At 45.1% G+C, this 24,389-nt stretch carries 17 protein-coding genes, 1 rRNA gene and 1 pseudogene; 8 read left to right on the top strand and 11 right to left on the bottom strand.

Annotated elements, in window-relative coordinates; translation table 11 throughout:
* Window positions 1–12: 12 nt before the first annotated feature.
* Window positions 13–1,713, bottom strand: coding sequence for a spore germination protein (locus ACN6NF_RS03335; RefSeq protein WP_474315108.1), 1,701 nt, complete (start codon window positions 1,711–1,713; stop codon window positions 13–15).
* A gap of 246 nt (window positions 1,714–1,959) precedes the next feature.
* Between ACN6NF_RS03335 and ACN6NF_RS03330 the strand changes: the two genes are divergently transcribed.
* The 3 genes from ACN6NF_RS03330 (at window position 1,960) to ACN6NF_RS03320 (ending at window position 7,861) form a co-directional block, all read left to right on the top strand.
* Window positions 1,960–2,301, top strand: coding sequence for a phage tail protein (locus ACN6NF_RS03330; RefSeq protein ID WP_474315105.1), 342 nt, complete (start codon window positions 1,960–1,962; stop codon window positions 2,299–2,301).
* Window positions 2,302–2,350: 49 nt separating this feature from the next.
* Window positions 2,351–6,235 carry an immunoglobulin-like domain-containing protein gene (locus ACN6NF_RS03325; RefSeq protein WP_474315102.1) on the top strand — a complete coding sequence of 1,295 codons (3,885 nt, stop codon included), beginning with the start codon at window positions 2,351–2,353 and terminating at the stop codon, window positions 6,233–6,235.
* 213 nt (window positions 6,236–6,448) lie between these two features.
* A complete protein-coding gene (locus ACN6NF_RS03320) occupies window positions 6,449–7,861 on the top strand; it encodes an exosporium glycoprotein BclB-related protein (RefSeq protein WP_474315099.1) in 1,413 nt (470 codons plus the stop codon).
* Window positions 7,862–7,929: 68 nt separating this feature from the next.
* On the opposite strand, the gene nirD is transcribed toward ACN6NF_RS03320, so the two are convergent.
* Together nirD and nirB are read right to left on the bottom strand one after the other, a co-directional pair.
* Window positions 7,930–8,259: a nitrite reductase small subunit NirD gene (gene nirD / locus ACN6NF_RS03315; protein WP_474315096.1), complete on the bottom strand. Its 330-nt coding sequence runs from the start codon at window positions 8,257–8,259 to the stop codon at window positions 7,930–7,932.
* A gap of 39 nt (window positions 8,260–8,298) precedes the next feature.
* Window positions 8,299–10,728 carry a nitrite reductase large subunit NirB gene (gene nirB, locus ACN6NF_RS03310; RefSeq protein ID WP_257126653.1) on the bottom strand — a complete coding sequence of 810 codons (2,430 nt, stop codon included), beginning with the start codon at window positions 10,726–10,728 and terminating at the stop codon, window positions 8,299–8,301.
* Window positions 10,729–11,045: 317 nt separating this feature from the next.
* On the opposite strand from nirB, the gene ACN6NF_RS03305 reads away from it, so the two are divergent.
* From ACN6NF_RS03305 to ACN6NF_RS03295, 3 genes are read left to right on the top strand one after another with little or no spacing between them, the layout of a single operon-like run.
* The gene (locus tag ACN6NF_RS03305; protein ID WP_474315093.1) at window positions 11,046–12,704 is read left to right on the top strand and encodes a spore germination protein; all 1,659 of its coding nucleotides are present in this window, start codon (window positions 11,046–11,048) and stop codon (window positions 12,702–12,704) included.
* Window positions 12,705–12,729: 25 nt separating this feature from the next.
* Window positions 12,730–13,833: a GerAB/ArcD/ProY family transporter gene (locus ACN6NF_RS03300; RefSeq protein ID WP_340864205.1), complete on the top strand. Its 1,104-nt coding sequence runs from the start codon at window positions 12,730–12,732 to the stop codon at window positions 13,831–13,833.
* Window positions 13,826–15,025: a Ger(x)C family spore germination protein gene (locus ACN6NF_RS03295; protein ID WP_474315089.1), complete on the top strand. Its 1,200-nt coding sequence runs from the start codon at window positions 13,826–13,828 to the stop codon at window positions 15,023–15,025. Before ACN6NF_RS03300 ends, ACN6NF_RS03295 begins: the two co-directional genes overlap by 8 nt.
* Window positions 15,026–15,147: 122 nt before the next feature.
* On the opposite strand, the gene treR is transcribed toward ACN6NF_RS03295, so the two are convergent.
* The 4 genes from treR to ACN6NF_RS03275 form a co-directional block, all read right to left on the bottom strand.
* Complete coding sequence (gene treR / locus ACN6NF_RS03290; RefSeq protein WP_474315087.1) at window positions 15,148–15,897, bottom strand: trehalose operon repressor; 750 nt, start codon at window positions 15,895–15,897, stop codon at window positions 15,148–15,150.
* Window positions 15,898–15,972: 75 nt separating this feature from the next.
* Window positions 15,973–17,937, bottom strand: a complete 1,965-nt coding sequence (treP, locus tag ACN6NF_RS03285) for a PTS system trehalose-specific EIIBC component (RefSeq protein WP_474315084.1) — start codon at window positions 17,935–17,937, stop codon at window positions 15,973–15,975.
* Between the two features lie 106 nt (window positions 17,938–18,043).
* A complete protein-coding gene (treC, locus tag ACN6NF_RS03280) occupies window positions 18,044–19,771 on the bottom strand; it encodes an alpha,alpha-phosphotrehalase (RefSeq protein ID WP_474315081.1) in 1,728 nt (575 codons plus the stop codon).
* 276 nt (window positions 19,772–20,047) lie between these two features.
* Window positions 20,048–20,629 carry a LysE family transporter gene (locus tag ACN6NF_RS03275; protein WP_474315079.1) on the bottom strand — a complete coding sequence of 194 codons (582 nt, stop codon included), beginning with the start codon at window positions 20,627–20,629 and terminating at the stop codon, window positions 20,048–20,050.
* A gap of 112 nt (window positions 20,630–20,741) precedes the next feature.
* Between ACN6NF_RS03275 and ACN6NF_RS03270 the strand changes: the two genes are divergently transcribed.
* Window positions 20,742–21,296: a helix-turn-helix domain-containing protein gene (locus ACN6NF_RS03270; protein ID WP_474315076.1), complete on the top strand. Its 555-nt coding sequence runs from the start codon at window positions 20,742–20,744 to the stop codon at window positions 21,294–21,296.
* Between the two features lie 117 nt (window positions 21,297–21,413).
* Here the strand turns inward: ACN6NF_RS03270 and ACN6NF_RS03265 are convergent, their stop codons facing one another.
* From ACN6NF_RS03265 to ACN6NF_RS03255, 3 genes and pseudogenes are all read right to left on the bottom strand, one after another.
* Complete coding sequence (locus ACN6NF_RS03265) at window positions 21,414–21,983, bottom strand: sugar O-acetyltransferase (RefSeq protein WP_474315074.1); 570 nt, start codon at window positions 21,981–21,983, stop codon at window positions 21,414–21,416.
* Window positions 21,984–22,009: 26 nt separating this feature from the next.
* Window positions 22,010–23,183: pseudogene (locus tag ACN6NF_RS03260) on the bottom strand (MFS transporter).
* A 395-nt stretch (window positions 23,184–23,578) separates the two neighbouring features.
* The gene (locus ACN6NF_RS03255; RefSeq protein WP_474315072.1) at window positions 23,579–23,722 is read right to left on the bottom strand and encodes a hypothetical protein; all 144 of its coding nucleotides are present in this window, start codon (window positions 23,720–23,722) and stop codon (window positions 23,579–23,581) included.
* Here ACN6NF_RS03255 and ACN6NF_RS03250 point away from each other — a divergent pair.
* Window positions 23,716–24,006, top strand: a complete 291-nt coding sequence (locus ACN6NF_RS03250; RefSeq protein ID WP_474315070.1) for a MarR family winged helix-turn-helix transcriptional regulator — start codon at window positions 23,716–23,718, stop codon at window positions 24,004–24,006. The genes ACN6NF_RS03255 and ACN6NF_RS03250 overlap by 7 nt on opposite strands.
* Window positions 24,007–24,264: 258 nt before the next feature.
* Here ACN6NF_RS03250 and rrf read toward each other — a convergent pair.
* A 5S ribosomal RNA gene (rrf, locus tag ACN6NF_RS03245) occupies window positions 24,265–24,381 on the bottom strand.
* Between the last annotated feature and the right edge of the window lie 8 nt (window positions 24,382–24,389).

Raw genomic sequence — 24,389 nt, 5'->3', positions numbered from 1 at the left:
CCTGTGTTGAGCTCATCCTTGTCGCTTAGGGTCTTTATGCTTCAAAAGAATGGGTCTGTTTTTCATAAATTGCAACGGTGCTCGTACGAAGTAATCTTTCCAGTCTTTGAACGAACGGGGGGTCGTTAGACTAAGAAACGGAACACCAAAGCTGTGTAATTTAACCATATGAATACTCAGCATCAGAAAAAACATGATCACGCCATACAAGCCAAAGATGGACGCCGTGAACATGGCTCCAAAGCGCAGAACACGCATGGATATGCCAGCGCTGTATACAGGGGCGGAAAAGGAAGAAATCGCCGTGACTGCCACCACAATAACGAGAATCGGACTTACAATCCCGGCGTCAACAGCGGCTTGTCCAATAATCAAACCGCCGACGATGCCCATCGCTGGACCGATGGGTTTGGGGAGCCTAAGTCCTGCCTCGCGTAAAATTTCAATGGAAATTTCCATAATCAGGGCCTCAATCAGCGTCGAAAACGGAACCCCCTGTCTTGCACTGATAATGGAAATGACCAGCTTGGTTGGAATCAGCCCGGGATGAAACGAGATAAAGGAGATATAGAGCGCTGGAGCAAATAGCGATATGAAAGTTGCCATAAACCGAAGAAATCGAATAAGCGACCCCGGTAGCCACCGCTCATAGTAATCTTCGGGAGACTGGAGCATCATCCCGTACGTTACAGGCATAAGAAGCGCAAAAGGTGTGCCATCCAGCAGAATCGCTACACGACCTTCCAACAATGCTGCCATGACCCGATCTGGTCTCTCCGTATTTTGAATTTGCAGAAATGGGCTAAGAAAATTATCCTCAATAAGCTGCTCTACATAGCCCGACTCCAGTACCTCATCCATATCAATGGTTTTGACCCGCCGCTTCACCTCATCTACAAGCTCCGGGTCAGCAATATCTCTGAAATACACTACCATCAGCTGTTTTTCCACTCTTTTGCCGACTTTGAAGGACGACATGGCCAGTTCTGTACTTTCTCCATGCCTGCGCAGCATCGCTGTATTGTCGCTGAGTGTCTCTGTAAAACCAACGCGTGGTCCCCGCAGCACCGATTCCGATATAGGGTCTTCCACCCCACGTGTACTCCCTTTGGGTGTACCCAGCACAAAAGCACCCGGTATGCCCTGAATCATGAGTATGACTGAACCAAACAGCACCTTTTGCAAGCAGAACTGCACCTCTAACGTATACTCCGTCTCCGATACCAGCATGACCTGGTGAACAATCATATCCCGAAGCTCTTTTCCTCGCGGAAGCTCTCCTCTCTCTTGCCCGGAACTGCCCCAATCCATCAGCGGCTTTAAAATGTTTTGGTCCATACCAGCCTTGTCCGTTAATCCATCCACAAAAAAAAGTGTGCCTACAGCGTTCAGATTTTCCAGAAAAATCGAGCGTTCGTTTACGTCTGCCATATCCGCAACTGCTTGTCTGATTTTGGCTACATTGGCTTCATAATCTTCGGTAAAGGTCCCCTTTTCCTTCTCTGCCTCACTGACAGACGGATTATGATCTGCCTGCTCCGAACGATCTTCTTGTTCTAATAGCTTTAATCGTTCCATACGTCTGCTCTCTCGACCATCCAGCGCTTTAAGTTGTCGTACTGTCAGAAAAATAATCAAAGGTATGATGAACAAAAAGAAGGCTTCCACCCACACACTCCATTTGGGCGCATGAGTTCCGATGATATGCCACACGCTCTCTCCTCCTTCACTTCCGTAGGATTTGTATATAGATTTACCTGGATTAGAAAAAAGATGCATGAAAGATAGGCCAGATGGAATAAATTTCTTTACTCACAAAAGGAATAAAAAGGTGAATTTGATAGATGAACTGTAGTGCTAAATGTGGAAATCCGTGATAATATCTATTCATTCTATGACTAATGTCACAAATTTGTTGAATTCGTGGTCCATTAATCGAATCTTAAAGGAGCTGTAGGTATGAAGAATCATTTTTGGAAGAAAGCCGCCGTATTGAGTCTGCTGGCGGTCATTTTGTTAGGAGGAACGACGATCAGTCCCAAACAGGCACACGCAGGTTATGCACCTTATATGGGGGAAATTACGATGTACCCGTACACGTTCGCTCCCAAGGGCTGGCTAAAATGCGAGGGTCAGCTGTTGCCCATTGCTCAGTATTCAGCATTATTCAGTCTGCTGGGCACTAATTTTGGCGGTGATGGAGTGCGTACATTTGCATTGCCTGACTTGCGCGGAGCTTCTCCGATGCCGAATGTAAATTACTACATTGCAATCGAAGGGGATTACCCGTCCCGCCCATAACATAAACACGCTCAAGTGGTGTGCTATTTAATAAAGAAGAGGTGATAGCGTGCTCGAAGGAAATAACTTCACACGCAACAAGTTAAAACCCTACCATGTGCTGATTCCACTGCTGCCATTTATTAGCGGTGCGGCTTTGCTCATAGGGACGGATGAAACCAATGCTGCCAGTTGGGAAAATGTAGTACTTAACAAACCAGCCACATCAAGTGGCTATAGCCAGCCCTATGACCCCAGCAGAGCAGTCGACGGGTCAATTGAACCGACAAGCCGCTGGTATCAAGCGAGTGACGGTGAAAAATGGATTCAGGTAGATTTGAGAGACTGGTATATCGTAGATCGATATGTTGTTACAGGTATGGGTGTCCATTATGGATGGAACGATCAACGTGATCCATACAGTTTCCGATTGCAGACGAGCAGCAACGGAAGTAATTGGGTGACTGTGGATACTGTGCAGAATAATGTGAGTTCTAATTTTCAAAAGAGCATTACTCCTGTAACTACACGATACCTTCGATTATATATTGATCAAGGAAATGCAAGAAACAATCAATGGGCCTCCATCATGGAATTCGCAGCTTATGGGGAACGACTCCCCATTCCACAGGCTCCGGGTCATTTTACAGGTACTAAAAATGGAAATACGGTGGAGTTAAGCTGGGATGCCGTTCCTTATGCAGCCTCATACAAAGTCATGCGAGATAGCGTAACGCTCTATACAGGCAGCTTAACCCAATTCATGGACACTTCAGCATTGCCGCCAGGTGAAGCAGTTTACACGGTTCAGGCCGTGAATGCTAAAGGGGAGAGCACTCCTTCAGAAGTCAAAGTGACCATACTTACCGATGCCGAGAGAGTTGCACAGGCAAAAGCCGCCCTTACTTTAGGCTTCTCTCCTGGAGATACAGTGGATTCGGTATCCCAAAAGCTGACACTGCCACTCACTGGGTTAAATGATACGACGGTGAGCTGGAGTTCGGATACTCCTGACGTCATTACGAACGAAGGCGCTGTAATACGTCCGCGATACGATTTGGGTGACCAAAAAGTAAAACTGACAGCAACGATTGCGAAAGGAACCACCTCGGATACCCAAACTTTCGAAGTTACCGTTTCGAAGATGACTGCTCAAGATACATTGAATCAAGCAGCAGATACTCTATCGCTTGGCGATTTGTCTGCGGTACAAGAAAATGTATCTCTCCCTCTATCCGGTTATGGTGGAGTGCAGATCGAATGGTCCTCGTCTAAACCTCTTGTCATTGCAGCAGATGGAACACTTACCAGACCTTCCTATAGTAGTGGAGATATGGACGTTGCCCTTACGGCTACCCTGCAACTTGCAGGCTTAACGAAAACAAAGGATTTTACTGCTCACGTACTCTGTCTACCGATGAGCGACACGGAAGCCGTTGATGCAGCATACCAAGCACTTGAACTGCCGATAACGGCAGTAACCGAAGATGTATATTTGCCAAAGGATGCTCTGAATGGTGTTCAGGTGTCATGGTCGTCGAATCATCCCGAGTTCCTGGATTATACTGGACATGTCACATTCCCAACCTATGTACAGGGCGATCAGGCCATCACGCTGGAGGCGGTTGTATCAAGAGGCGGGGTTGAGCTTCGAAAAACCTTCAGTCTACTCGTACCCGCATTGCCCGTAAGCGCTGATGAAGCGGTGAATTTGGCAGCAAATACACTGAATCTAGATTACCCGCAAGGGATTAAAGATTCCATCTCCCTGCCTCGTACAGGGGCATTCGATACCCAGATCGACTGGTCCTCGGATCAACCGGATGTCCTCAGTGACAGCGGTCAGGTGAATCGGCCTAAATATACAGACGGTGATATGAATGTACAGTTAATTGCCATTATTTCTAAAGGTATAGCCTCTGCCCAAAGAACATTCACGATCACCGTGCTGAAAGCATTGCCGAATACACCTTACGTACGATTGAACGGCAATAATCCAATTGTGCTGGAAACTGGCGACAGCTTCACTGATCCGGGAGCCAGTGTTTTGGACAGTGTATATGGCAATACCCTGATCCCCGATCTTTTAGGGATCGGTAATGTCGATACGAATGTACCTGGTATATACGTATTGAATTATGCTTATAGCGACAATGGAAGCTGGACGGCAGAACCGGCAGAACGCAGTATAAACGTGTTGCCCCGTGCTGTTGCAGCCGCAGCAGGCAATGAGGATATTGCCTCTGTAATTGTTACAGGCGCATTACCGAACGCACGGCTTGAGCTATACAATACCCAGCAGGAGCTTATAGCGGAAGGAATCGCTTCGAGTGAGGGGAAATATACATTTACACCTGTACCTGAAGGAGCCAGCTACTATGTGCTACAGAACGTAAATGGCATGAAGAGCGCTCCCTCAGGGCTAGTGTATCCACAAGGATTAACCGCGCAGCGTTTCGCGGATTCCATCACAAGCGTACCTGCACCTACAACAAGTGATACTTTGCTTAAGCTGCCTACTGTACCTGATGGCTTTCGTGTGACCATCAGTAGCAGCAGTCAGCCAGACATCGTGCGTACAGACGGAACTATTTTTCAAGCAGCCACTCCTTCTGTTGTCACTGTCATGCTGGATATCATGAAGGTAAGCGATGGTTCTCATGCTTTGACGCAAGCCATAGAGGTCATCATCCCTGCCAAAGCGAGTGTGGACACAAGCAAGTCTAACAAAGATAAAAATGAGGATCTCTCTGCATTCGTACCACAGACCGGATTCTCCGAACAAGGGAAAGCGATCTCCCTATATGTTCCTTCAGCGGCATTCCTGGATGAGCAGATCCAACAAGCACTTCGCGAAGGGAAGACATACGCTGACCTTCGTTTGGAGCAGGAAAAGCAAATGAGTCGTGTTCTCCTGACTCATTCTGTACTGAATAAATGGGATAAAATTGGAGCTTCGGTGATATCTCGATATGGAACAGTGATGGTATCCAGTGACACCCTAACCAGCATGGCTGCCTCAGGTCAACAGGACGTCACCATGTCATTCCAGCTGGCAGATCAGCAATTTCGCGATTGGGCCGAGCAGCAACCCAACCTGAAGCTGATAGGGCCGGCTGTAGAAATTAAAGCTAACGTGCCAGGGACTTCGTCCATCGTTCTGCCGTTGGATAGCGAATCCTCAAGTGAATTGCAAAATGTTGAACCCCAATTCTCCATTCTTGTGATGTATGAAAATGGCGAGCGTGAGATTCTAAAAGGCACTGCTGTGATGAATTCTCAAGGGATTTTATCGGGTGTGAGTGTGAGTACGCCTCGATTAGGTTCCTTTGCCGTCGCTGTCTCTACGGACGCGTCCCAAATCGATCAGGCCAGCGTGCAAAATGACCAAATTAACTCGTCAGATTCGCAAGAGCCAGCTCAGGTATGGCCGGACCTACAAGGTCACTGGGCAGCGAAGTCTCTACAATCTCTTGCAACCAAAGGCTGGATGCAGGGCTATAAAGACGGCAACATGCGCCCTGAGCGTGCCGTAAGCCGTGCAGAATTTGTAGCCATATTGATCAGGGCTTTAGGAACTACTGGAGACGAGAGCCTACCTACCTCATTTACAGATATGGAGGGACACTGGGCTGGATCAGCTGTAGATGCTGCTCACCGTCAGGGATGGATTCAAGGACTAACCGCTCAGACGTTCGGACCTGATAAGAGCCTTACCCGTGAACAGGCGATGGTGATCCTATCACACGCGATACAGAATCAGACATCCATTTCCAGTCCTACTGGACTGCAATCCTACAAGGATGATCAGCAGATTGCTTCCTGGGCTTCCACAGCATTCAAGAATGCCATAGGCTCGGGTTGGATCAGCGGATATCCTGATGGAACACTCAAACCGAAGTCCGCCATTAGCAGAGGCGAGATGGCTGAACTGCTAGTACGTATTTTCAAATAAAGCTGTTGAAGACGTATAAATTTAATAGAACACACGCTAAAGCGCGGTCCCAAGCTATTTGGGAACCGCGCTTTTGTTATCAATTTTTTATTAAGCTTTGCTTGTGTATTCACCCTTTTCACTCCACTAAATATATTATGAATATCTATAAAACGGGGCGATTAACCATCTGTCACCTCTACAGTAGGAAGAATGAGGAGGAGATGTTTGAGCATGAAACACAAAAGGCCGTTCAGGTTCAGTGGTGCGTCAAAAAAAGACGAGGACTACAAACCATCAAGAGATAATAGAAGTATCGAAGTGCTTCTCAAGCTTATTAATGAATTGACCTCGATCGTCCCACTTGTATTCGCAAACCCTTCTGCGGCTAATATATCTTTATTGCAACAGATTTTAAGACAATTGCTGTCTCTAGCGAAAAGCTTGAGACTTAGAGGCGGGGCTAGGGCAGATTTACTGGCGGCGTTGGAGCTTGCTATTGTAGCGTTAGAAGCCACGCCTTTCTCTCCGATCAGCGTAGGTACTACATTACAGCAACTGTTGGATGCTCTATTGTCCATCGTTCTACAGGAATCCCTCAATCCAACTCATAAAGACAGTTTAATCCGTGCAATCAGAACTGCAGGAAAGACGGTTAGCGACGCATTAAGTGAACCGTATTTGTCAGGGGAGCCCGGCCCACAAGGGCCTCCCGGACCTGTGGGGCCTGGTGGGGCGCCTGGTCCAGCAGGTATACCAGGTCCACAAGGACCTCCGGGGCCTCCCGGACCTGTAGGGACAGCCGGACCTCCCGGACCTGCGGGACCCGCTGGACCTGCCGGGCCTGAAGGCCCTGCTGGACCTGTTGGCGCCGCAGGGCCTGTCGGAGCCGCAGGGCCGATCGGGGCCGCCGGACCTGAAGGGCCTGCGGGACCTCCCGGAGGGGTGACAGGCGCCACGGGAGCGGTTGGTGCAGTCGGGCCCACTGGAGCCACTGGACCGACCGGAGCCGATGGCCTACCGGGCGCGGTCGGGCCGGTCGGGTCCGCTGGAGCTACGGGTGCTACAGGTGTCGGCGGAGCTACCGGAGCCACAGGGGTTACAGGCGTTACTGGAGCCACCGGTTCGGGCGCAATCATTCCATTTGCTTCGGGTGGACCAGCAATTTTGACAACCATTGCCGGCGGACTGGTTGGAACCACAAGCTTGATCGGTTTTGGAAATTCAGCAACAGGTATTGGTCTCGTAGGCGGTATCCTTGATCTCACAGGTACGCTTGTCGGACCAGTCATTAACTTTGCTTTCTCCGTTCCACGGGATGGTGTAATCACATCCATCGCGGGATATTTCAGCACTACTGCTGCACTAACCCTCGTAGGTTCATCTATAAGCGTCACTGCCCAGTTGTTTAGCTCCCCAACCCCTAATAACACCTTTATAGCCGTTCCCGGAGCTACCGTTACATTGATCCCCCCGCTAACTGACATCGTTGCATTAGGAACGACCTCTAGTGGCATTACTACTGGATTGGCTATACCCGTAACCGCGCAAACCCGTCTGCTTATGGTCTTTTCCGCCACTGCGACAGGAATTTCTCTCGTCAATACCGTGGTAGGCTACGCCAGTGCAGGCGTTACCATTACCTGATTCAAAACGAAAAGGGCCCACAGGATTGTTCCTGTCGAGCCCTTTTTATTTTCATTCCTTCAAATGAATTAAACCGTTTCGAGCGATATTTTCACTTCTTCTCCCTCTTCACAGACGGCGAACGTTTTAATTTGCCCGTGATCGGGCTCTTGAACGCTGCCCGTCCGCAAATCAATTTTCCAGTCATACAAAGGATCATAAATATAATGTCCCGATACGATCGCCTCTGTAAGAGGACCTCCTTTGGGATGAGGGTTGATATTTTCAACAGCATAAAGCTCATTCTCCGAAGTGCGAAAAACAGCAATTTCAGTCCCTTTGATGTGGATGGTACGTCCTATTCTAGTCGGAAAATCCTTACTGTGACCGACGACAAGCCATTCGGCATTCTTGATCATTTGCTTGATTACTCCCTTCCTCAGGCATTTTAGATACAATTACACAATAGATGGAGTGACAACTTCAAATAGATTTTTACGTGTATCCTCATCATTGATGATCTTTTTCCACGGGTCTTCGACCTGTTGTAGTGCAAATTCAATACGTTCTACTAAAGCCTGTCGATTAGCGGTATCGTGAACGACAACCTTCTGAATCTCTTCCAGACCGATCCGTTCTACCCACTCCGAAGTACGTTCCAGGTATTGTCCTGTTTCCCGGTAGAACTGCATCACGGCTCCTACAATATCAATCAGTTCAGCGTCGGTTTTTACTTTACAGAGTGAATCAGCCAACCGCGCTTTAATACCGCCGTTACCACCGATAAAGATTTCCCAGCCCCCATCATTACCTACGATTCCGATATCTTTCGTACATGATTCCGCACAGTTGCGTGGGCACCCATTAACCGCTAATTTGAATTTCGCCGGGAAATCCAGTCGTTCGAATTTCCGTTCCAGCACTTCTCCCATTCCCATCGAGTCCTGTGTACCAAAACGGCAAAATTGCGATCCAACACAGGTTTTAACCGTACGAAGTGACTTCGCGTAGGCATATCCTGAAGGCATATCGAGTTCTTCCCACACTTTAGGCAGATCTTCTTTACGGACACCAATCAAATCCAGCCGCTGTCCCCCAGTTACTTTAACGACTTTAACGTTGTATTTAAGAGAAACATCAGCTATTTTCTTCAAATCTTCTGGAGTCGTTACACCGCCATACATTCTTGGCACCACTGTAAATGTTCCATCCTTTTGAATGTTCGCGTGCAATCGCTCATTTACAAAGCGGGAATCTCCCTCATTTTCATAGGTATCTGGGTTAATCATCCCCAAATAATAATTCAGTGCCGGACGGCATTTGGAGCATCCTTCATCATTATGCCAACCCAGTACATTCATCACTTCACGCGTAGTTGTGAGCCCTTTGGTTTTGATCGCTTCAACAATCTCGTCCCGGCTCAATGTTGTACAGCCACATATTCCTTGCTTGGCTGACGTTTTAAAGCTGTCTCCAAGAACATATTGCAAAATTTGCTCAACCACTGGCTTACATCCACCACAGGAACGCGTAGCTCCGGTACATGCCTTAATTTCATCGACTGTGGTTAGTCCATTTTCATTGATTGCATCCACAATCGCCTTTTTAGTCACACCGTTACAGCCACAGACAATTTCATCATCCGCCATCGTTTCAGCGGACGATGTTTTCGACCCGTGATTACTGCATCCGGTACCCATCAGCTGTCCATATATCTCATCTGTCATCGGCGTTTGCTGACGCACATATTTTTGAAGACTAGCAGATTCGCTCACATCGCCAAACAGTACAGTCCCCACAATTTTATTATCACGAAGCAGTACTTTTTTGTATGTGCGCTTCCACTCATCCTTTGCCACAATCACCGTATGTTCAGGCTGAGTTATGAATTCGCCAGCTGAGAAAACATCCACCCCTGAAATTTTGAGCTTGGTGGAAACTACCGATCCTGCATAACCTTCGGTATCCGCGCCTGCCAAATGTTTGGCAATTACACTTCCCTGTTCAAACAGCGGAGCTACCAGACCGTAGCAGACCCCACGGTGTTCAACACATTCCCCTACGGCATATACATCCGGCAAGGATGTTCTCATCAAATCATCGACCACAATCCCACGGTTCGTTTCCATACCACTTTCCACGGCTACCTGGATATTAGGCTTGATTCCGACGGCCATTACGACCAAATCCGCTTCCAGCTCGCTTCCATCCGAGAAGCGCAGTCCTTGTACCCGATCTTGACCGTACACCTCTGCAGTTTGCATTTGCATAGCAAACTTGATTCCCTGCCGTTCCAGCTCTGCTTTCAACATCGCAGAGGCTTCCCGGTCTAGCTGACGTTCCATCAAATCTTCCATTAAATGAACGACCGTAACATCCATCCCCAGGTTGACCAGGCCTTTAGCTGCTTCCAGCCCCAATAGACCTCCGCCAATGACAGCCGCCTTTTTGTAGGTTTTCGCTGCTTCCAGCATTTCCGAGCAATCGGCGATATCTCGGAAACCAATAACGCCCGGTAATTCTTTACCCGGAATAGGCAGAATAAACGACTGTGAGCCAGTGGCTACCAAAGCTACATCGTAATCAATTTCCAGTCCGTCCTCGGTGCGAATCTTCTTGTGCTCACCATCGATGCTTTTAACCATTTTTCCTGTATATAAAGTAATCCCTTGGTCCGCATACCATTGCAAATCGTTCAGTATGATATCATCTATTGTTTTACTACCTTCCAACACATAAGAGAGCATGATCCTGTTATAGTTTGGATGCGGCTCACTTCCCAGGACTGTAATCTCATATTTATCCGTTAATTTTAAAATTTGTTCGACCGTATTGATACCAGCCATCCCGTTCCCTATAACCACAAGCTTCTTTTTACTGTTTATCATATACCGGTTCCTCCATTCATTCGACGCTACTTCCTATCCGACGACATCTCTACGTTTCTAATGAATATTGTTTATGCTTCTATTCTAATACAGTAGATAGGTCTATATGTGATTTCAATCACAATATAGTTAAAATTATGAATATTTAGGGATTTCCCTATTCTATTTCAAGGGATTAAGGTAAGGACCGGAAATCATAGCCGTGTCATCGAATGAATCTTTCCAATTCATGCGTAAATACAACCGTTATAAGGAATACTTTATGAACAACTTGTATCTTATGGGAAAATGAATTGAATTGTTTGGAGGTAATCATCATGTGGTCTAAAATCATTACTTATCTTCCTAGCTGGAGTACACTCTTTCAAGCCGGCCTCGCGTTGATTATTCCTTTAGGAATTTATTATATAAACACCTCGATTTATTCATTTGTCGGCAGTAAGGGAGCCAAATCTAAGCATAACAAAGGTCCCATTGATCAAAGACATGGACCAAGCTCTAAAATTACAGGAAATTATGATTCCGACTTACAGACAATTCGTGAGGCTATAGGCGAAAATAGTGATGTGCATTTTCGTGAGTTTATGGTGAAGAAATTTCATGCTCGGTCCATGTTAGTCTTCATAGATGGTATGCAGGATGAAAAGCTTATGAGCGAGCAGGTATTGGAGGTCTTGATGTTTGAGGGCCAGCAGGGCCAGGACCAACAGGAACAGCAGCCGGAAGGTTTAAGTAACTCTTTTATAAAAGAAAGCCTGATGCCACTTACGCAAATTAGTGAAGTTACCCGTATGGAGGAACTGTACGAGTTCATCCTTTTAGGTCATACCGCCTTATTAATTGAAGGAATGAAGGAAGCGCTACTGGTGGGCCCGCCTAACGGCGCTATTCGCTCCGTCAATGAGCCAACCTCTGAAGCATTGCTTCGGGGTCCCAGAATCGGTTTTACGGAAGTATTGAGTGAAAATACTTCGATGCTTCGCCGCCAAGGCTTAAATAAGAGTCTGGAAATGAAGAAATTCCAAGTAGGAAGCAGAATCAAAAAGGATCTCGTTATCGCTTATATAAAGGATATTGTGAATCCGGACCTGCTTGAAGAAGTAAGCCGCAGAATATCAAAAATAGACATGGATTTTTTACCTGAATCCGGATATGTGGAACAACTTATCGAAGACAATTATTTAAGTCCATTCCAACAGGCTCATAACACAGAGCGTCCCGACCGTGTCATTAATGCTTTGTTGGAAGGAAGAATTGCGATCTTACTGGATGGTACCCCCTTTGCACTTATTGTGCCGGTGACCTTCAGTATGCTGCTTCAATCTCCCGAGGACTATTATGAGCGATGGATTCCAGGAACACTTTTACGTCTGCTTCGTTTTAGCGGAGCGTTTATAGCGCTTATGGGGCCTGCTTTGTACATTTCTTTTATATCGTTTCATCCCGGTTTAATTCCGACCAAGCTGGTCATTAGCATTATCGGAACCCGTCAAGGCGTCCCTTTCCCATCCGTCATTGAGGTCCTGATTTTGGAAATCTCTATCGAAATTCTACGGGAGGCCGGTATTCGCTTGCCCAAACCTATTGGTCCTGCGATGGGCATTGTAGGAGGCTTGGTCATCGGTGATGCTGCTGTCAATGCGGGCATCGTTAGTCCCTTCCTGGTCATTGTGGTTGCGGTTACGGCCATTTCTTCGTTTTCCATACCAACATATAGTGCGGGCATAACCCTGCGCCTTTTGCGTTTTGTCGGAATGTTTTTTGCAGCAATGCTGGGCATGTTTGGAACCATATTGTTCTTTCTGTTAATTTGTATCCATCTGACGAAGTTAAGAAGCTTTGGTGTACCATATGTAACTCCCTTTTCCCCCATGCGACCAAGCGACTGGAAGGATCTGTACATCCGAGCTCCTATTTCTCTGATGAAACGAAGACCTGTCATGATGAAAACACAGCAACGCAAACGACGATCATGATGCCCAATACGAAGGAGGAGCTACTGTGTTTAGAAACTCAGATGATAAGATCACAACGAAGCAGGCGGCTGTATTCTTGACCAATACCGTATTGGGCGCAGGGATCTTGACGCTACCGAGAGGTGTAACTGAACAAGTGCAGACTCCTGATGCCTGGCTTTCTGTCCTTATCGGCGGAGGTATTGTTATATTCGTCATCTGGGTCATGGTGAAGTTAAGTCAAAAGTTTCCTGGAAACACCATATATCAATACTCCAGAAGAATTGTAGGCACTGTTCCGGGAGGATTCTTAAGCGTGCTATTAATTATTTACTTTATTATCATAGCCGGATTTGAGATCCGTGTGTTAGCTGAGGTAACCGTATTTTTCCTACTGGAAGGCACACCCATCTGGGCGATTGTGATTCCATTCATCTGGGTAGGGAGTTATTTGGTTTTTGGAGGCATTAATTCCATCGCGCGGCTGTACCAGATTGTACTTCCGATCAGTCTCTTCTTTCTGCTTCTCTGTTTTGTCTTTAGCTTAAGAATTTTTCAAATTGATCATCTTCGTCCCGTATTGAGTGATGGAATTTTCCCCGTCATCAAGGGGCTGAAATCGACTATTCTTGTCTTTGCTGGATGTGAAGTCGTCATGACACTGGTCGCTTTTATGCAGCAGCCCGAAAAAGCATTTAAGGCCATGGCAGCGGGCATCAGTATCCCTTTAGTTTTGTATTTTTTGACTGTAGTTATGGTGATCGGCGGGCTATCAGTAGATTCTACGGTGACAAGTACTTGGCCTACCATTAATTTGATGCGAAGTTTTGAGATCCCCGGATTTCTTTTTGAGCGTCTGGAGTTTCCACTGCTGGTGATCTGGGTGATGCAAATGTTTTGTAATTTCTGCAGTTTTTTCTTCAATGCATCTTTAGGTCTCTCACAAGTGTTTGGTCTCAAATATCGTTATGCGATTTTCGGTTTAATTCCGCTTATCTTTATCTCCACCATGACTCCTATTCGTATGATGGAAGTGTTTAGTCTCGGTGACGCGATTGGATACATGGGGATCATATTATTTTTGATGATACCGGTATTTCTCTCCATCGTATTGATGATCAGGAAGAAGGGATTGAAGCAAAATGTGTAGACGGTCTATCTTATCTGTACTGCTTGCCTCCATTCTTCTGGTCACTCAAGTCGGCTGCTGGAGCAGTAAAGAAGTAGAGGAGCTTAGCATATATACAGGATTGGCTCTGGACCGTGGAGAGCTCACTCCATTGGAACAGGATCTGGAGAAGAAAGGAAGCCGGTACTTCAAGAAAAATAAAATTACGGCCAGTTTACAAATCGTTCCCAAAAAATCATCTGGTGGCCCAAGCCAGCAAGGTGGAGGAGGGGGACAAGAGCCAAACTATAACAACATAACCAGCACAGGAGATTCTTTGCTTGAAATTTTTCGACAGCTCTCTCTCCGTTTGGATCGCCCCGTTATTGGCCACCACCTAAAGGTCATGGTGATTTCTACCGAACTGGCAAAACAACAGACGATGCAGCAATTGATGGATTTTGTGCTTCGTGATAATGATATTCGTCCGAGTTGTTTGGTCTTCTTAAGCAAAGGACGAGCAGCTAATACTTTAGTTACCAAATATAAGGAAGAAGTCCCATCCATTCATATTCTATATATGCTTCGTAACCATTTCAGAACCAGCAAGGTCATGAGAGGGGTCAATTTGTCTGAATTGGATGGGATGATGCATTCCAAAAAAAGCTATATATTGCAAAACATTACTGAGTCCGATGGGGAATTAGAATTTTCAGGTGCTGGCATTATCAAAGGAGATACCGGTCACTGGATCGGTGCTTTGGGACAACAAGACGTGGAGAGTATCGGATGGGTTAAGGGTGATGTCGAGGGCGGAGCTGTCAAAACGTATGATAAGAATAATGAAGCCATAACCTATGAAATTAAATCGGTAAAAAGCAAAATGACGATCAAGATGACCAACGGAAACGACATCTCTTTTCATGTAAAAATTGAATCCAAAGGACGTCTAATTGAAAACTGGGATGAGACAGTGAACCCGACTGAGACGTCAAACATAAAAGAGGCAGAGAAAGAATTTGAAAAACAAGTGACTCTAAGGATTAAGTCCCTTATGCACAAATTACAAGCCGAATACAAAGTCGATGTGGCCGGTTTTGGTGAACGTTTGCATATTGAAAAACCTCAGATTTGGAAAAAAGTAAAAGATGATTGGGATTATAAGTTCAGTAAAATCCCCGTAACCTTCGATGTTAAGCTAACCATTACGGATTTAGGTTCCTCAGCTGAATAGTCAACATCTACTCAAAATTTGTCCTGGAGTCAAAAAAGAACCCCTCTTCTTTAGAAGAGGGGTTTTCCACCACAGTAGATTATTCCAATTTAATCACTCGTTCTTGGGTCAACTCTAATGGGTCAGCTTAAAAACTCAGATTTCCTCTCTTCACCGTGGGAACGTCTGGCAAAATCTATGAATTGGAATTTGTCCAGCCGATGCCTGGATTCGGTATACTGGAACAAGGTGGTGTCTTCCAGATAAACATAGTTACGTACTACAACCACATGAGTATAGTTCTGGAGGTCCATCAGCTTACGGTCTTCTTCATCTGCATCTTCTACAGAAACGACTTTTTTAGCATAACTGATTTGAAGATGGAGTTCCCCCTCCAAATATTCGTAGATAGATTCACGACTAATTTCCTCGGTAAGCACGGGTACAATGTCTGATCGAAAGTAGTCTTTATCCAGTATGACACATTCACCTTCTATTTCACGTGCACGAATGACTTTCCAGACCAAATGCTTGTCTTTGTCAATCTCAAGATGAGTAGCTATGTCATCAGGAACGGGAATCAACTGATTTTCATGAACAATCGTTTGTGATTTTCGCCCAATCCGCTCAGACATTTCTTTGAAACTGACCAATCCCCCTATGGGAAAATCCATCCGTCCTATATCCAGAACAAAAGATCCTTTAGCCTTTATTTTATGGATATACCCATTTTGTGCAAGCAAGTGAAGTGCCTTACGCACGGTCTCACGAGAAGTGTTATACTCCCGGGCCAATTCATTTTCAGAGGGCATTTTCGAACCAGGAGCCAATTCGCCTGTCTGGATTCGTCCCGAGTACTCCTGATAAATTTGCAAAAATATATTCTTAGTCAATTTTCATCACCACGTTTATTGTAGCATTCTTTCACTGACCAAGTTACTAAAATAGGCTAGCAGGATGAATCTGACTTAATTCGTATGGTCTGATGAAGAATTCAAATGAATTCTCATTAAGACATATTGCAAATCGTTCGCCTCGCCCGGTAATTCCTCAACTGATTCAATCATATTCTGCCCATCGGGGACAATAACCGGTGTAATGATGGGATATCCCGATTTCTGGATCAGCTCACGGTCAAATTCCATCAGTAGCTGGCCCTGCTCCACGGTTTGACCTGTCTCCACATGCATGGTGAATCCTTCTCCCTTCAATGACACCGTGTTGATTCCTACATGTACCAGTATCTGTACACCTGTTGGATGCTCCAAAATCAAGGCATGCTTACTTTTCACCATGATGTGAATGACTTTTCCACTGAAAGGGGCAAGAATCCGACCATCCTTCGGTTCCACTGCAATACCTTGCCCCATCTGCCGTTCGGCAAAAGCCGGATCAGGAACCTGCTCCAATGACACCACATGCCCAAGTACCGGAGTCTTTACTTCAAGCACATCCAGTGCAGAATTTCGACGATCCGAACCTTTCCGTACGGGGTCGTTAGCTGGTGTAGGCGGAGCCTGACGGCGCTTACTTAGCAGTTTTCCATACATGAAGGTTAAAGCGAACGGTACAATTAATACGATCGCCATCCCGATGAAGAATACCCCCCAGTTGTTTGGGAAAATGGATAAGAAGCCTGGAATGCCTCCTACACCAATGGAAGAAGCCAACACATGATTTACGGTGAGCAGTATACCTGCGATACCGGAACCGAGCATTCCGAATACAAACGGGTATTTATACCGGATATTCACCCCAAATATGGCAGGCTCGGTTACACCCAGAAACGCAGACACGGAAGAGGTAAGAGCCAATCCTTTTCCCTTTTGCTCCTTCAATACCAACATCATGGCCAGTGCCCCGGCACCCTGAGCGATATTAGACAAGGCCAACATCGGCCATAGGAAGGTTCCACCCTGTGTACCAATTAATTGCACATCCACCGCCAGGAAAGTATGATGCATTCCCGTGATCACGAGCAAGGCGTACAAACCTCCATAAATCAGACCACCCAGCGCAGGAGCCAAATCGAAAACGTATACAAGACCAGTCGTAATCGCATTACCAATCATAAAAGTAACCGGACCGATCACCGTAAATGCAAGAAATCCTGTTACTAATAAGGTAATCGGTGCTACAAGCAACAGCTTAAATGAATCCGCTATCTTTTTATTGAGGAACTTCTCAATTTGTGCAAGCACGTAAGCGGATACTAAAACGGGTAAAACCTGTCCTTGATAACCAATCTTGTTCACTTCCCAGCCAAACAAATCCCAAACCGGAACGGTCCCTTTGGTTACGGCATCCGCATAGCTGTATGCACTTAGTAAATCTGGATGAACCAGAATCAAACCCAGTACAATCCCAAGTAAAGGACTACCGCCAAACCGAACAACGGCCGACCATCCAATCAAGGCAGGTAGAAATGTAAAAGCGGTGCTGGCAATGGTGTTAATGATAGCTGCAAAGTCGGTCCATTGAGGGTAGACCTGAACCAGAGACATTCCTTCGAAAAAGATTCCCTTGCCTGTCAAAATATTATTGATCCCAAGCAATAAGCCTGCAGTCACAATCGCGGGCAAAATCGGAATAAAGATATCTGCCAGCGTCTTGATGGCACGCTGAATTGGATTTTGTTTTTTACTAGCCGCGTTTTTAACATCGTCCTTAGAAGCCCGGCTGCCTCCTGTAATGGAGATCATTTCATCATATACCTTATCCACCAGACCTGGACCAATCACGACCTGATACTGTCCTTGTGAAGAAAATTGGCCTTTGACCAGATCATTTTGTTCGAGTGCATCTTTATCGACCAGCTTATCATCATACAGGGCAAATCGCAGACGAGTTACGCAATGCGTAGAGGCCTCTATGTTGTCTTTACCACCAACGGCTTTTATAATGTCTTCCACCTGTGCTCTTTCAATCGCCATCTAGTCCACTCCCTCGACGTTTGCTCATTTTTAAAGCAGCCACCCCGGCTTATAAATAAATGTACTATCGGGGGACTACTAGACATTTCCATACTATTCACTAAGGTTAACGAATAATCCACATATAGGAAGCATATGGAGTCAAAGAGATCACCTGATTTAGCTGCGGAGTGTGCTGTGTATTACCGATCAAAAGCTCAGCCGCATCCACTCCTTTATTTTCTATAGATGAATAAAATGAATCCGGTATACGGAATTGTACATCTTGTCCGCTAAAGTTAGAGATGACGACCAAAGTCTCTTGTTCATTGCTACGTTGATAGGCATAGACCTGAGGATGAGCTTCATCTAAGCGTTGATAATCCCCATCAGTGATAACCTGTACCGTCTTACGCAGACCAATTAGCTGATGGTAATGGTTGTAGATCGAGTTCGGGTCCTCTAACTGGGACTGAACGTTGATCTGTGGATATCGTTCATCTACCTTAATCCAAGGTGTGCCTGTGGTGAAACCTGCATTATGAGTGTTATCCCACTGCATCGGTGTCCTCGAATTATCACGGGACCGCTCTCGAATGATATCCAACGCTTCCTCTGCGCTTTTGCCTTGCTCCTGCAAGATACGATACATATTCAGCGATTCAACATCACGGAATTCTTCAATATTTGACCACTTCGGATTGGGCATTCCAATCTCTTCACCTTGAAATATATAAGGTGTTCCCTGAAGTCCATGTAGCGTGGTGGCCAGTAGCTTGGCGCTTTCCACATGGTATTCACCATCATCCAAAAAGCGAGAGATCGCTCTTGGCTGATCATGATTGTTAAAAAACAATGCACTCCAGCCGCCACCCTGTTGCATGCCAATCTGCCAATCCGAAAATAGCCTTTTCAGCATTTCAAAATCATAAGGCATGAGTTCCCACTTTTGCCCATTAGGATAATCCACCTTCAAATGATGAAAATTAAAGGTCATGGATAGTTCTTTTCTCTCTGGATTGGAATAACGGATACAGTGATCCAGTGAGGTGGAGGACATCTCCCCTACAGTGACGCTGTTATACTTTGAGAATACTTTTTCATGTAATTCATGAAGGTATTCATGCACATTCGGACCATCCGTATAATACTTACGCCCATCCCCAGGAACTGTACTTCCATCATCGTCCGAGAATTGCTGATCCTTGGAGATCAAATTAATGACATCGAGTCGGAAGCCACTAACTCCCTTCTCTGCCCAAAATTCCAGTACATTAACAACTTCCTGACGGACTCTGGGATTTTCCCAGTTTAAATCCGCCTGCGTCTTATCAAACAGTGTCAAGAAGTATTGATTTGTCGCCTCGTCATACTGCCAAGCTGGCCCACCAAACTTGGAAATCCAGTTATTCGGAGGTCCTCCATCAGGTGCTGGGTCACGCCAGATATAATAGTCCCTGTACTCATTATCCTTAGAAAGCCGCGCCTGCTGAAACCAGACATGTTCTGTGGAAGAATGGTTAACCACGATGTCGATCATCAAGTGCATCTCACGCGCCCGAATTTCCTGGCTCAATTCTTCAAAATCCTGCATTGTTCCATAATCAGGATTAATCCGGCAATAATCGGCTACATCATACCCGTTATCGCGCTGTGGCGAGACATATACAGGCTGCAACCAGATAATATCAACACCCAGTCCTTGCAGATAATCCAACTTTTGTGTCAGACCTCTTATATCACCGGTTCCTTTGCCCGTCGTATCGTTAAAGCTTTTGGGATAAACCTGATAGACGACCGATTTGCGCCACCAGTCCTTATTTTGAGGAATTAAAGCCTTGTTCATTGCTTCCATTCATCCTCATTCCTTTCTTGCGAAATGAAGTAGCGTAAAAGAAATTAATATAACGCTTTCAACTTCTTGTATATACAAGATTAAATCATGTATATACAAGTTGTCAATATACTTTATGTATTAAGGTAATACCCGTTTTACAGCAAAATGATCAGGAAACTTATCCATTCTGTCCGGAGTGTATTCATGAATCTCTGAATGAGCTCTGTTCACACGAAAGAGGCTCCTGCTTATAAGTCAGGAACCTCTCTTTTAAATCGTGAATACGGTATTTATTTAAATCCATATGGATAGTGCACTATAAAGGAGAAATAAGGCCATTATGATATTGAAGGAGCGCTCATACTTATTCAAGAAGCGCTGGAACATGGCGCCGAAAATCGCCCAGCACATGACTGCTGCAAAACCAATACAGGTCAGGAGTAACGAGACCGTAATCATTGTCATATACGACACATCGTACGGCATGACAAACGTTGAAATGACTGTAATACCATATAAAATGATTTTTAAATTGATAAATTGCAGCAGCAGTCCCGATTTGAAGGTATATCCTTCATTGTGGTCATTATCCTCCGAAGTAGATTTGCTCTTTGCTATTTTCACTGCCAGATAAAGCATATACAGACTACCGAGAACATTCATCCAGATTTTAACCCGAGGCAAGAAATGATACAAAGCTAGATTAAAATAGCAAGCTAACAACATAATGGCGAAACAGCCTGCTGTTACTCCCAGTAAGAATGGAAAAGCTCTCTTCAAACCTAACCGCCTGGCACTGTCTAATGACATAATATTATTGGGGCCTGGCGTAAAGCTGGTAACAAGCACATAAGATAAAAATGGAATAAACGGCATGCAACAATCAACTCCAGTGTGTTATAATTGAATAAAATGTGCGTTTTAACGCACATTTGTGCTTCATGATTGTACATCATGTTCTTTATATAGCACAATAGGGAGCGGAAAAATGATGGAGAATATTAATTTAATTTTAAGTAAAAATCTAAAGCATCTAAGAAATGAAAGAAAATTGAGTTTAGATAAATTAGCTGACCTGACAGGGATCAGTAAAACGATGCTCGGTCAGATTGAACGCGGAGAATCTAATCCTTCGATTACAACGGTATGGAAAATTGCGAACGGCTTGAAAATATCATTCACTGCCCTGATTAGCGAACCACCTGCCGATGCCGTCGTCGTTCCTAAAAGCAAAGTACAAGTGCTTGAAGAAAGCAATCACTATCGCTTGTACCCGTTTTTCCCCTATGAAGGAAACAGAAATTTTGAGGTCTATACCGTAGAGATTGAAACAGGCGGGGAACTGAGTTCAGCCCCACACCGTGAGGGTACTGAAGAATTTATAACGGTATTCGAGGGTGAAATGGTGGTAAAAGTCAGCGAAGAAATGTACACGGTGAAAGCCGGAGATTCGATCCGCTTTAAAGCAGACCGTCCGCACATATACTATAATTTAGGAGAAGCACTGGTAAGGATGAATATGATCATTTATTACTCTGTATAGTCCAATTCTTGAAGAGCATATATGTAAAGTCCTTAAATTTAAATGATCCTATTAAAATAAGGGGCTCTTTTAATAGGATCATCGGTACACATATTAAATGATCAGCTTGTATGTTGTTTAGGAGATTACAATTTGCTTAATCACTCGTGCTGGATTCCCAGCTACAACCATATTATCTGGAACATCCTTAGTTACGACTGCTCCTGATGCCACTACGACGTTATTACCTATCGTAACACCGGGATTAATAATCGCTCTGCCGCCAATCCATACATTGTTGCCAATCGTCACAGGTTTCCCATACTCTGGGCCAGCGATTCGTTCAAATGGATCAATGGGGTGAGTCGCTGTATAAATATGGACTCCCGGGGCCAGAAAACAATGATCTCCAATGCGCACCTCACAAACATCCAAAATGGTACAGTCGAAGTTGGCATAGAAATTTTCCCCAACATGGATGTTGTATCCGTAGTCACAGCGTATGTTAGGTTCCATGTTTATATTTTCACCAGTTGATCCGAAAAGCTCCTTAAGTAACTTTTTACGGTACTCACTATCCGCCTCCGTCGTTTGATTAAAGAGACGTACACATCTTCTCGCATACTCTCTTTCACTTGTTAATTGAGGGTCATCAGCTACATACAGCTCCCCATCCAGCATCTTTTGTTTTTCCGTTTTCATAGACATGCGACAATCTCCTTTATATTTTAATCTCATTTCTTTTCTTTCATCGCCACAGGTTGGGCAGCACTCGATATCAAACCAGCAACAATAACGCCAATGAGCACTACTATTAAGGCATGCAAGAGACCCACATGTTCACCTAAAAGCCCTAATCCCGGAGGCCCCACTAAAAACCGATTGTGGCTACGACTCCTACCCGGATAGCTGCACCACGAGGGTCATCTCCGGCAGCTGACAAGCCTACAGGAAAACCAAGTGCAGCTCCAAGCCCCCATAGCAAGATACCCAATCCAGCCATGAGATAATGCTGTCCCCAGATCACTAGAATAATACCAACAGCAGCCAGGACAGCACTTCCCTTCAATACAGGGACGCGGCCGTATTTATCCAGTATAAATCCACCCGTGAAACGTCCAATGGTCATCGCTGCCACAAATAGCCCGTACATATAAGAGCCTGTTAAGGAGTCCACGCCATAGCCATCTACCATCGTTAGCGGCAGCCAGTCATTCGCAGCCCCTTCTGCAAACGCCATTCCGAGCACAATGATACCAATCAATAGGATTCGCCGTTCTTTCCAGACTGCAAGCTGAACCTTGATGTTAGATCCAACCATTTGCCTAGAAACTTCCCTTTCTTTACCTGTATCATGAGGCAAATAACGATACAAATAGAGAGTTACTGCGGCAATCATGGCAGCCATAGCTCCAAAATGAACTACAACAGGTATGTGTAGTGCTGCTGCTCCAGAACCGATGGCAGCTCCTACAAGTGTCCCCATACTAAACGAACCGTGGAAGGCAGGCAAAAGCGTTTTATTCAACTGATTTTCTACCGCAGAACCTTCGACATTAAGAGCTACTTCTGCTGTGCCATAGCCACTACCAAAGATGACCAAACCAACAAACACAATGCTCGTGAGCGAAAATGCAGTTCCCAACCCTACAATGACAAAACCAATCACAATCAAAAGCGCACTTCCCAGAATGACCAACCGTCCACCTATACGAGAAATAACATTGCCGCACTAAGTAGTCCCAATAAGGAACCCGCGGCTAATCCAAAAATAATAATCCCCATTTCGGCAGTCGAGACATGTAAAACATCCCGTATGACAGGCGTGCGGGACACCCAGGAAGCAAATGCTACACCCGGTAAAGCGAATAACAAAAATAAAATATTACGAACTATCCTAGGATTCATGGAGGGTTCTCCTGTCATCGATTAGCTCCTTAGTAATACTTTTTAAAAATCTTTTAATAAGTATTATTATAATATATTATTCTATTCGCATCCAGCACTATTTGTCAAAAATACCTGAGCAGTATGATAAGCTTTTTCTCCATTCCCTAAGTCGCCTCAATCGCTCCAAATGTGGCCTGTTATACCGACGAGTGGCTTTACATTCGCATGTGCCAAGTAAAGGCAGCAGTTAGTCCGGCAGGACCAGTTTGGTATATGTACCTTATATGAACATCTAAATAATAAAAAAAGGAATGCTTCCTTGTCCGCTTACTCAGACTAGAAGTATTCCTTTTATTTTTGATGTTACGCTTGATGGAGCGCTCCAATGCTAAGGCCAAACGCAGCTTCGTGAATCACTTCTCCTGTCGTTGGATGAGCAAAAACGGTTGCGTGATTTGCTGCTCTGTCAGCTCATTGGCAATCGCCAATGTCAGGCTACTGATTAAAGATGATGCATCTGGACCAATGATCGATCCACCCACAATTTTTTGTGACACATTATCCTCAACGGGAACTTGCAGAAGAATTGTCGATTAAGGAGCCAAGTGTAGTTCGGCTGCTACAAAAACTAGAAGCCGAAGGATATTTACTTCGAAGCATTGATGATATAGACAAACGAATGAAACAAATTCAATTATCCGATCTTGGTACGCAGGTTTGTCTTAAGCTTCTGCCGATTGCTGAGAAGTTTATGCAAGACACCATTGCTGGGATCTCTCAAGAAGATCTTCATACCTTTGAGAGTGTGCTTCAGAGAATGGTTGATAACACAACGAAATAACAAATATAGAAAAACGGCCAAGGAAGGTGCTCCTCTTGGTCGTTTTCTTATAAAACACGCATATCATTGCTATTTTACACTCCTATACTTACTGGAAAAGTAGAAGTAAATGGTTAAGTAAGCACAGGAGTAGTAGCACTAGGATATCTTACTGTATATTTTATAAAGAAAGTGCGTAAATGAAATCGCATCTCTAAGATTGACTCGATTCCCAAACAAAAAAGCACACCCCTTAATGGGATGTGCTTTTTTTGTTTTGCTTGGCAACGTCCTACTCTCCCAGGACCCTGCGGTCCAAGTACCATCGGCGCTGGAGGGCTTAACGGTCGTGTTCGGGATGGGTACGTGTGGAACCCCTCCGCTATCGCCACCAAACATGAATT

This window comes from Paenibacillus sp. TSM33 (assembly GCF_056099025.1).
Note: the sequence above shows the minus strand (reverse complement) of the source record. Positions and strands in the feature narration are given on the sequence as shown.

Excerpts from the sequence above, each read along its gene's own strand:
- ACN6NF_RS03295 (WP_474315089.1), top strand. The coding sequence starts at position 13,826 with ATGTGTAGACGGTCTATCTTATCTGTACTGCTTGCCTCCATTCTTCTG.
- nirD (WP_474315096.1), bottom strand. The coding sequence starts at position 8,259 with ATGATCAAGAATGCCGAATGGCTTGTCGTCGGTCACAGTAAGGATTTT.
- treP (WP_474315084.1), bottom strand. The coding sequence starts at position 17,937 with ATGGCGATTGAAAGAGCACAGGTGGAAGACATTATAAAAGCCGTTGGT.
- ACN6NF_RS03265 (WP_474315074.1), bottom strand. The coding sequence starts at position 21,983 with ATGTCTATGAAAACGGAAAAACAAAAGATGCTGGATGGGGAGCTGTAT.
- ACN6NF_RS03330 (WP_474315105.1), top strand. The coding sequence starts at position 1,960 with ATGAAGAATCATTTTTGGAAGAAAGCCGCCGTATTGAGTCTGCTGGCG.
- nirB (WP_257126653.1), bottom strand. The coding sequence starts at position 10,728 with ATGATAAACAGTAAAAAGAAGCTTGTGGTTATAGGGAACGGGATGGCT.
- ACN6NF_RS03320 (WP_474315099.1), top strand. The coding sequence starts at position 6,449 with ATGAAACACAAAAGGCCGTTCAGGTTCAGTGGTGCGTCAAAAAAAGAC.
- treC (WP_474315081.1), bottom strand. The coding sequence starts at position 19,771 with ATGGAAGCAATGAACAAGGCTTTAATTCCTCAAAATAAGGACTGGTGG.
- ACN6NF_RS03275 (WP_474315079.1), bottom strand. The coding sequence starts at position 20,629 with ATGCCGTTTATTCCATTTTTATCTTATGTGCTTGTTACCAGCTTTACG.
- ACN6NF_RS03305 (WP_474315093.1), top strand. The coding sequence starts at position 11,046 with ATGTGGTCTAAAATCATTACTTATCTTCCTAGCTGGAGTACACTCTTT.
- ACN6NF_RS03270 (WP_474315076.1), top strand. The coding sequence starts at position 20,742 with ATGATGGAGAATATTAATTTAATTTTAAGTAAAAATCTAAAGCATCTA.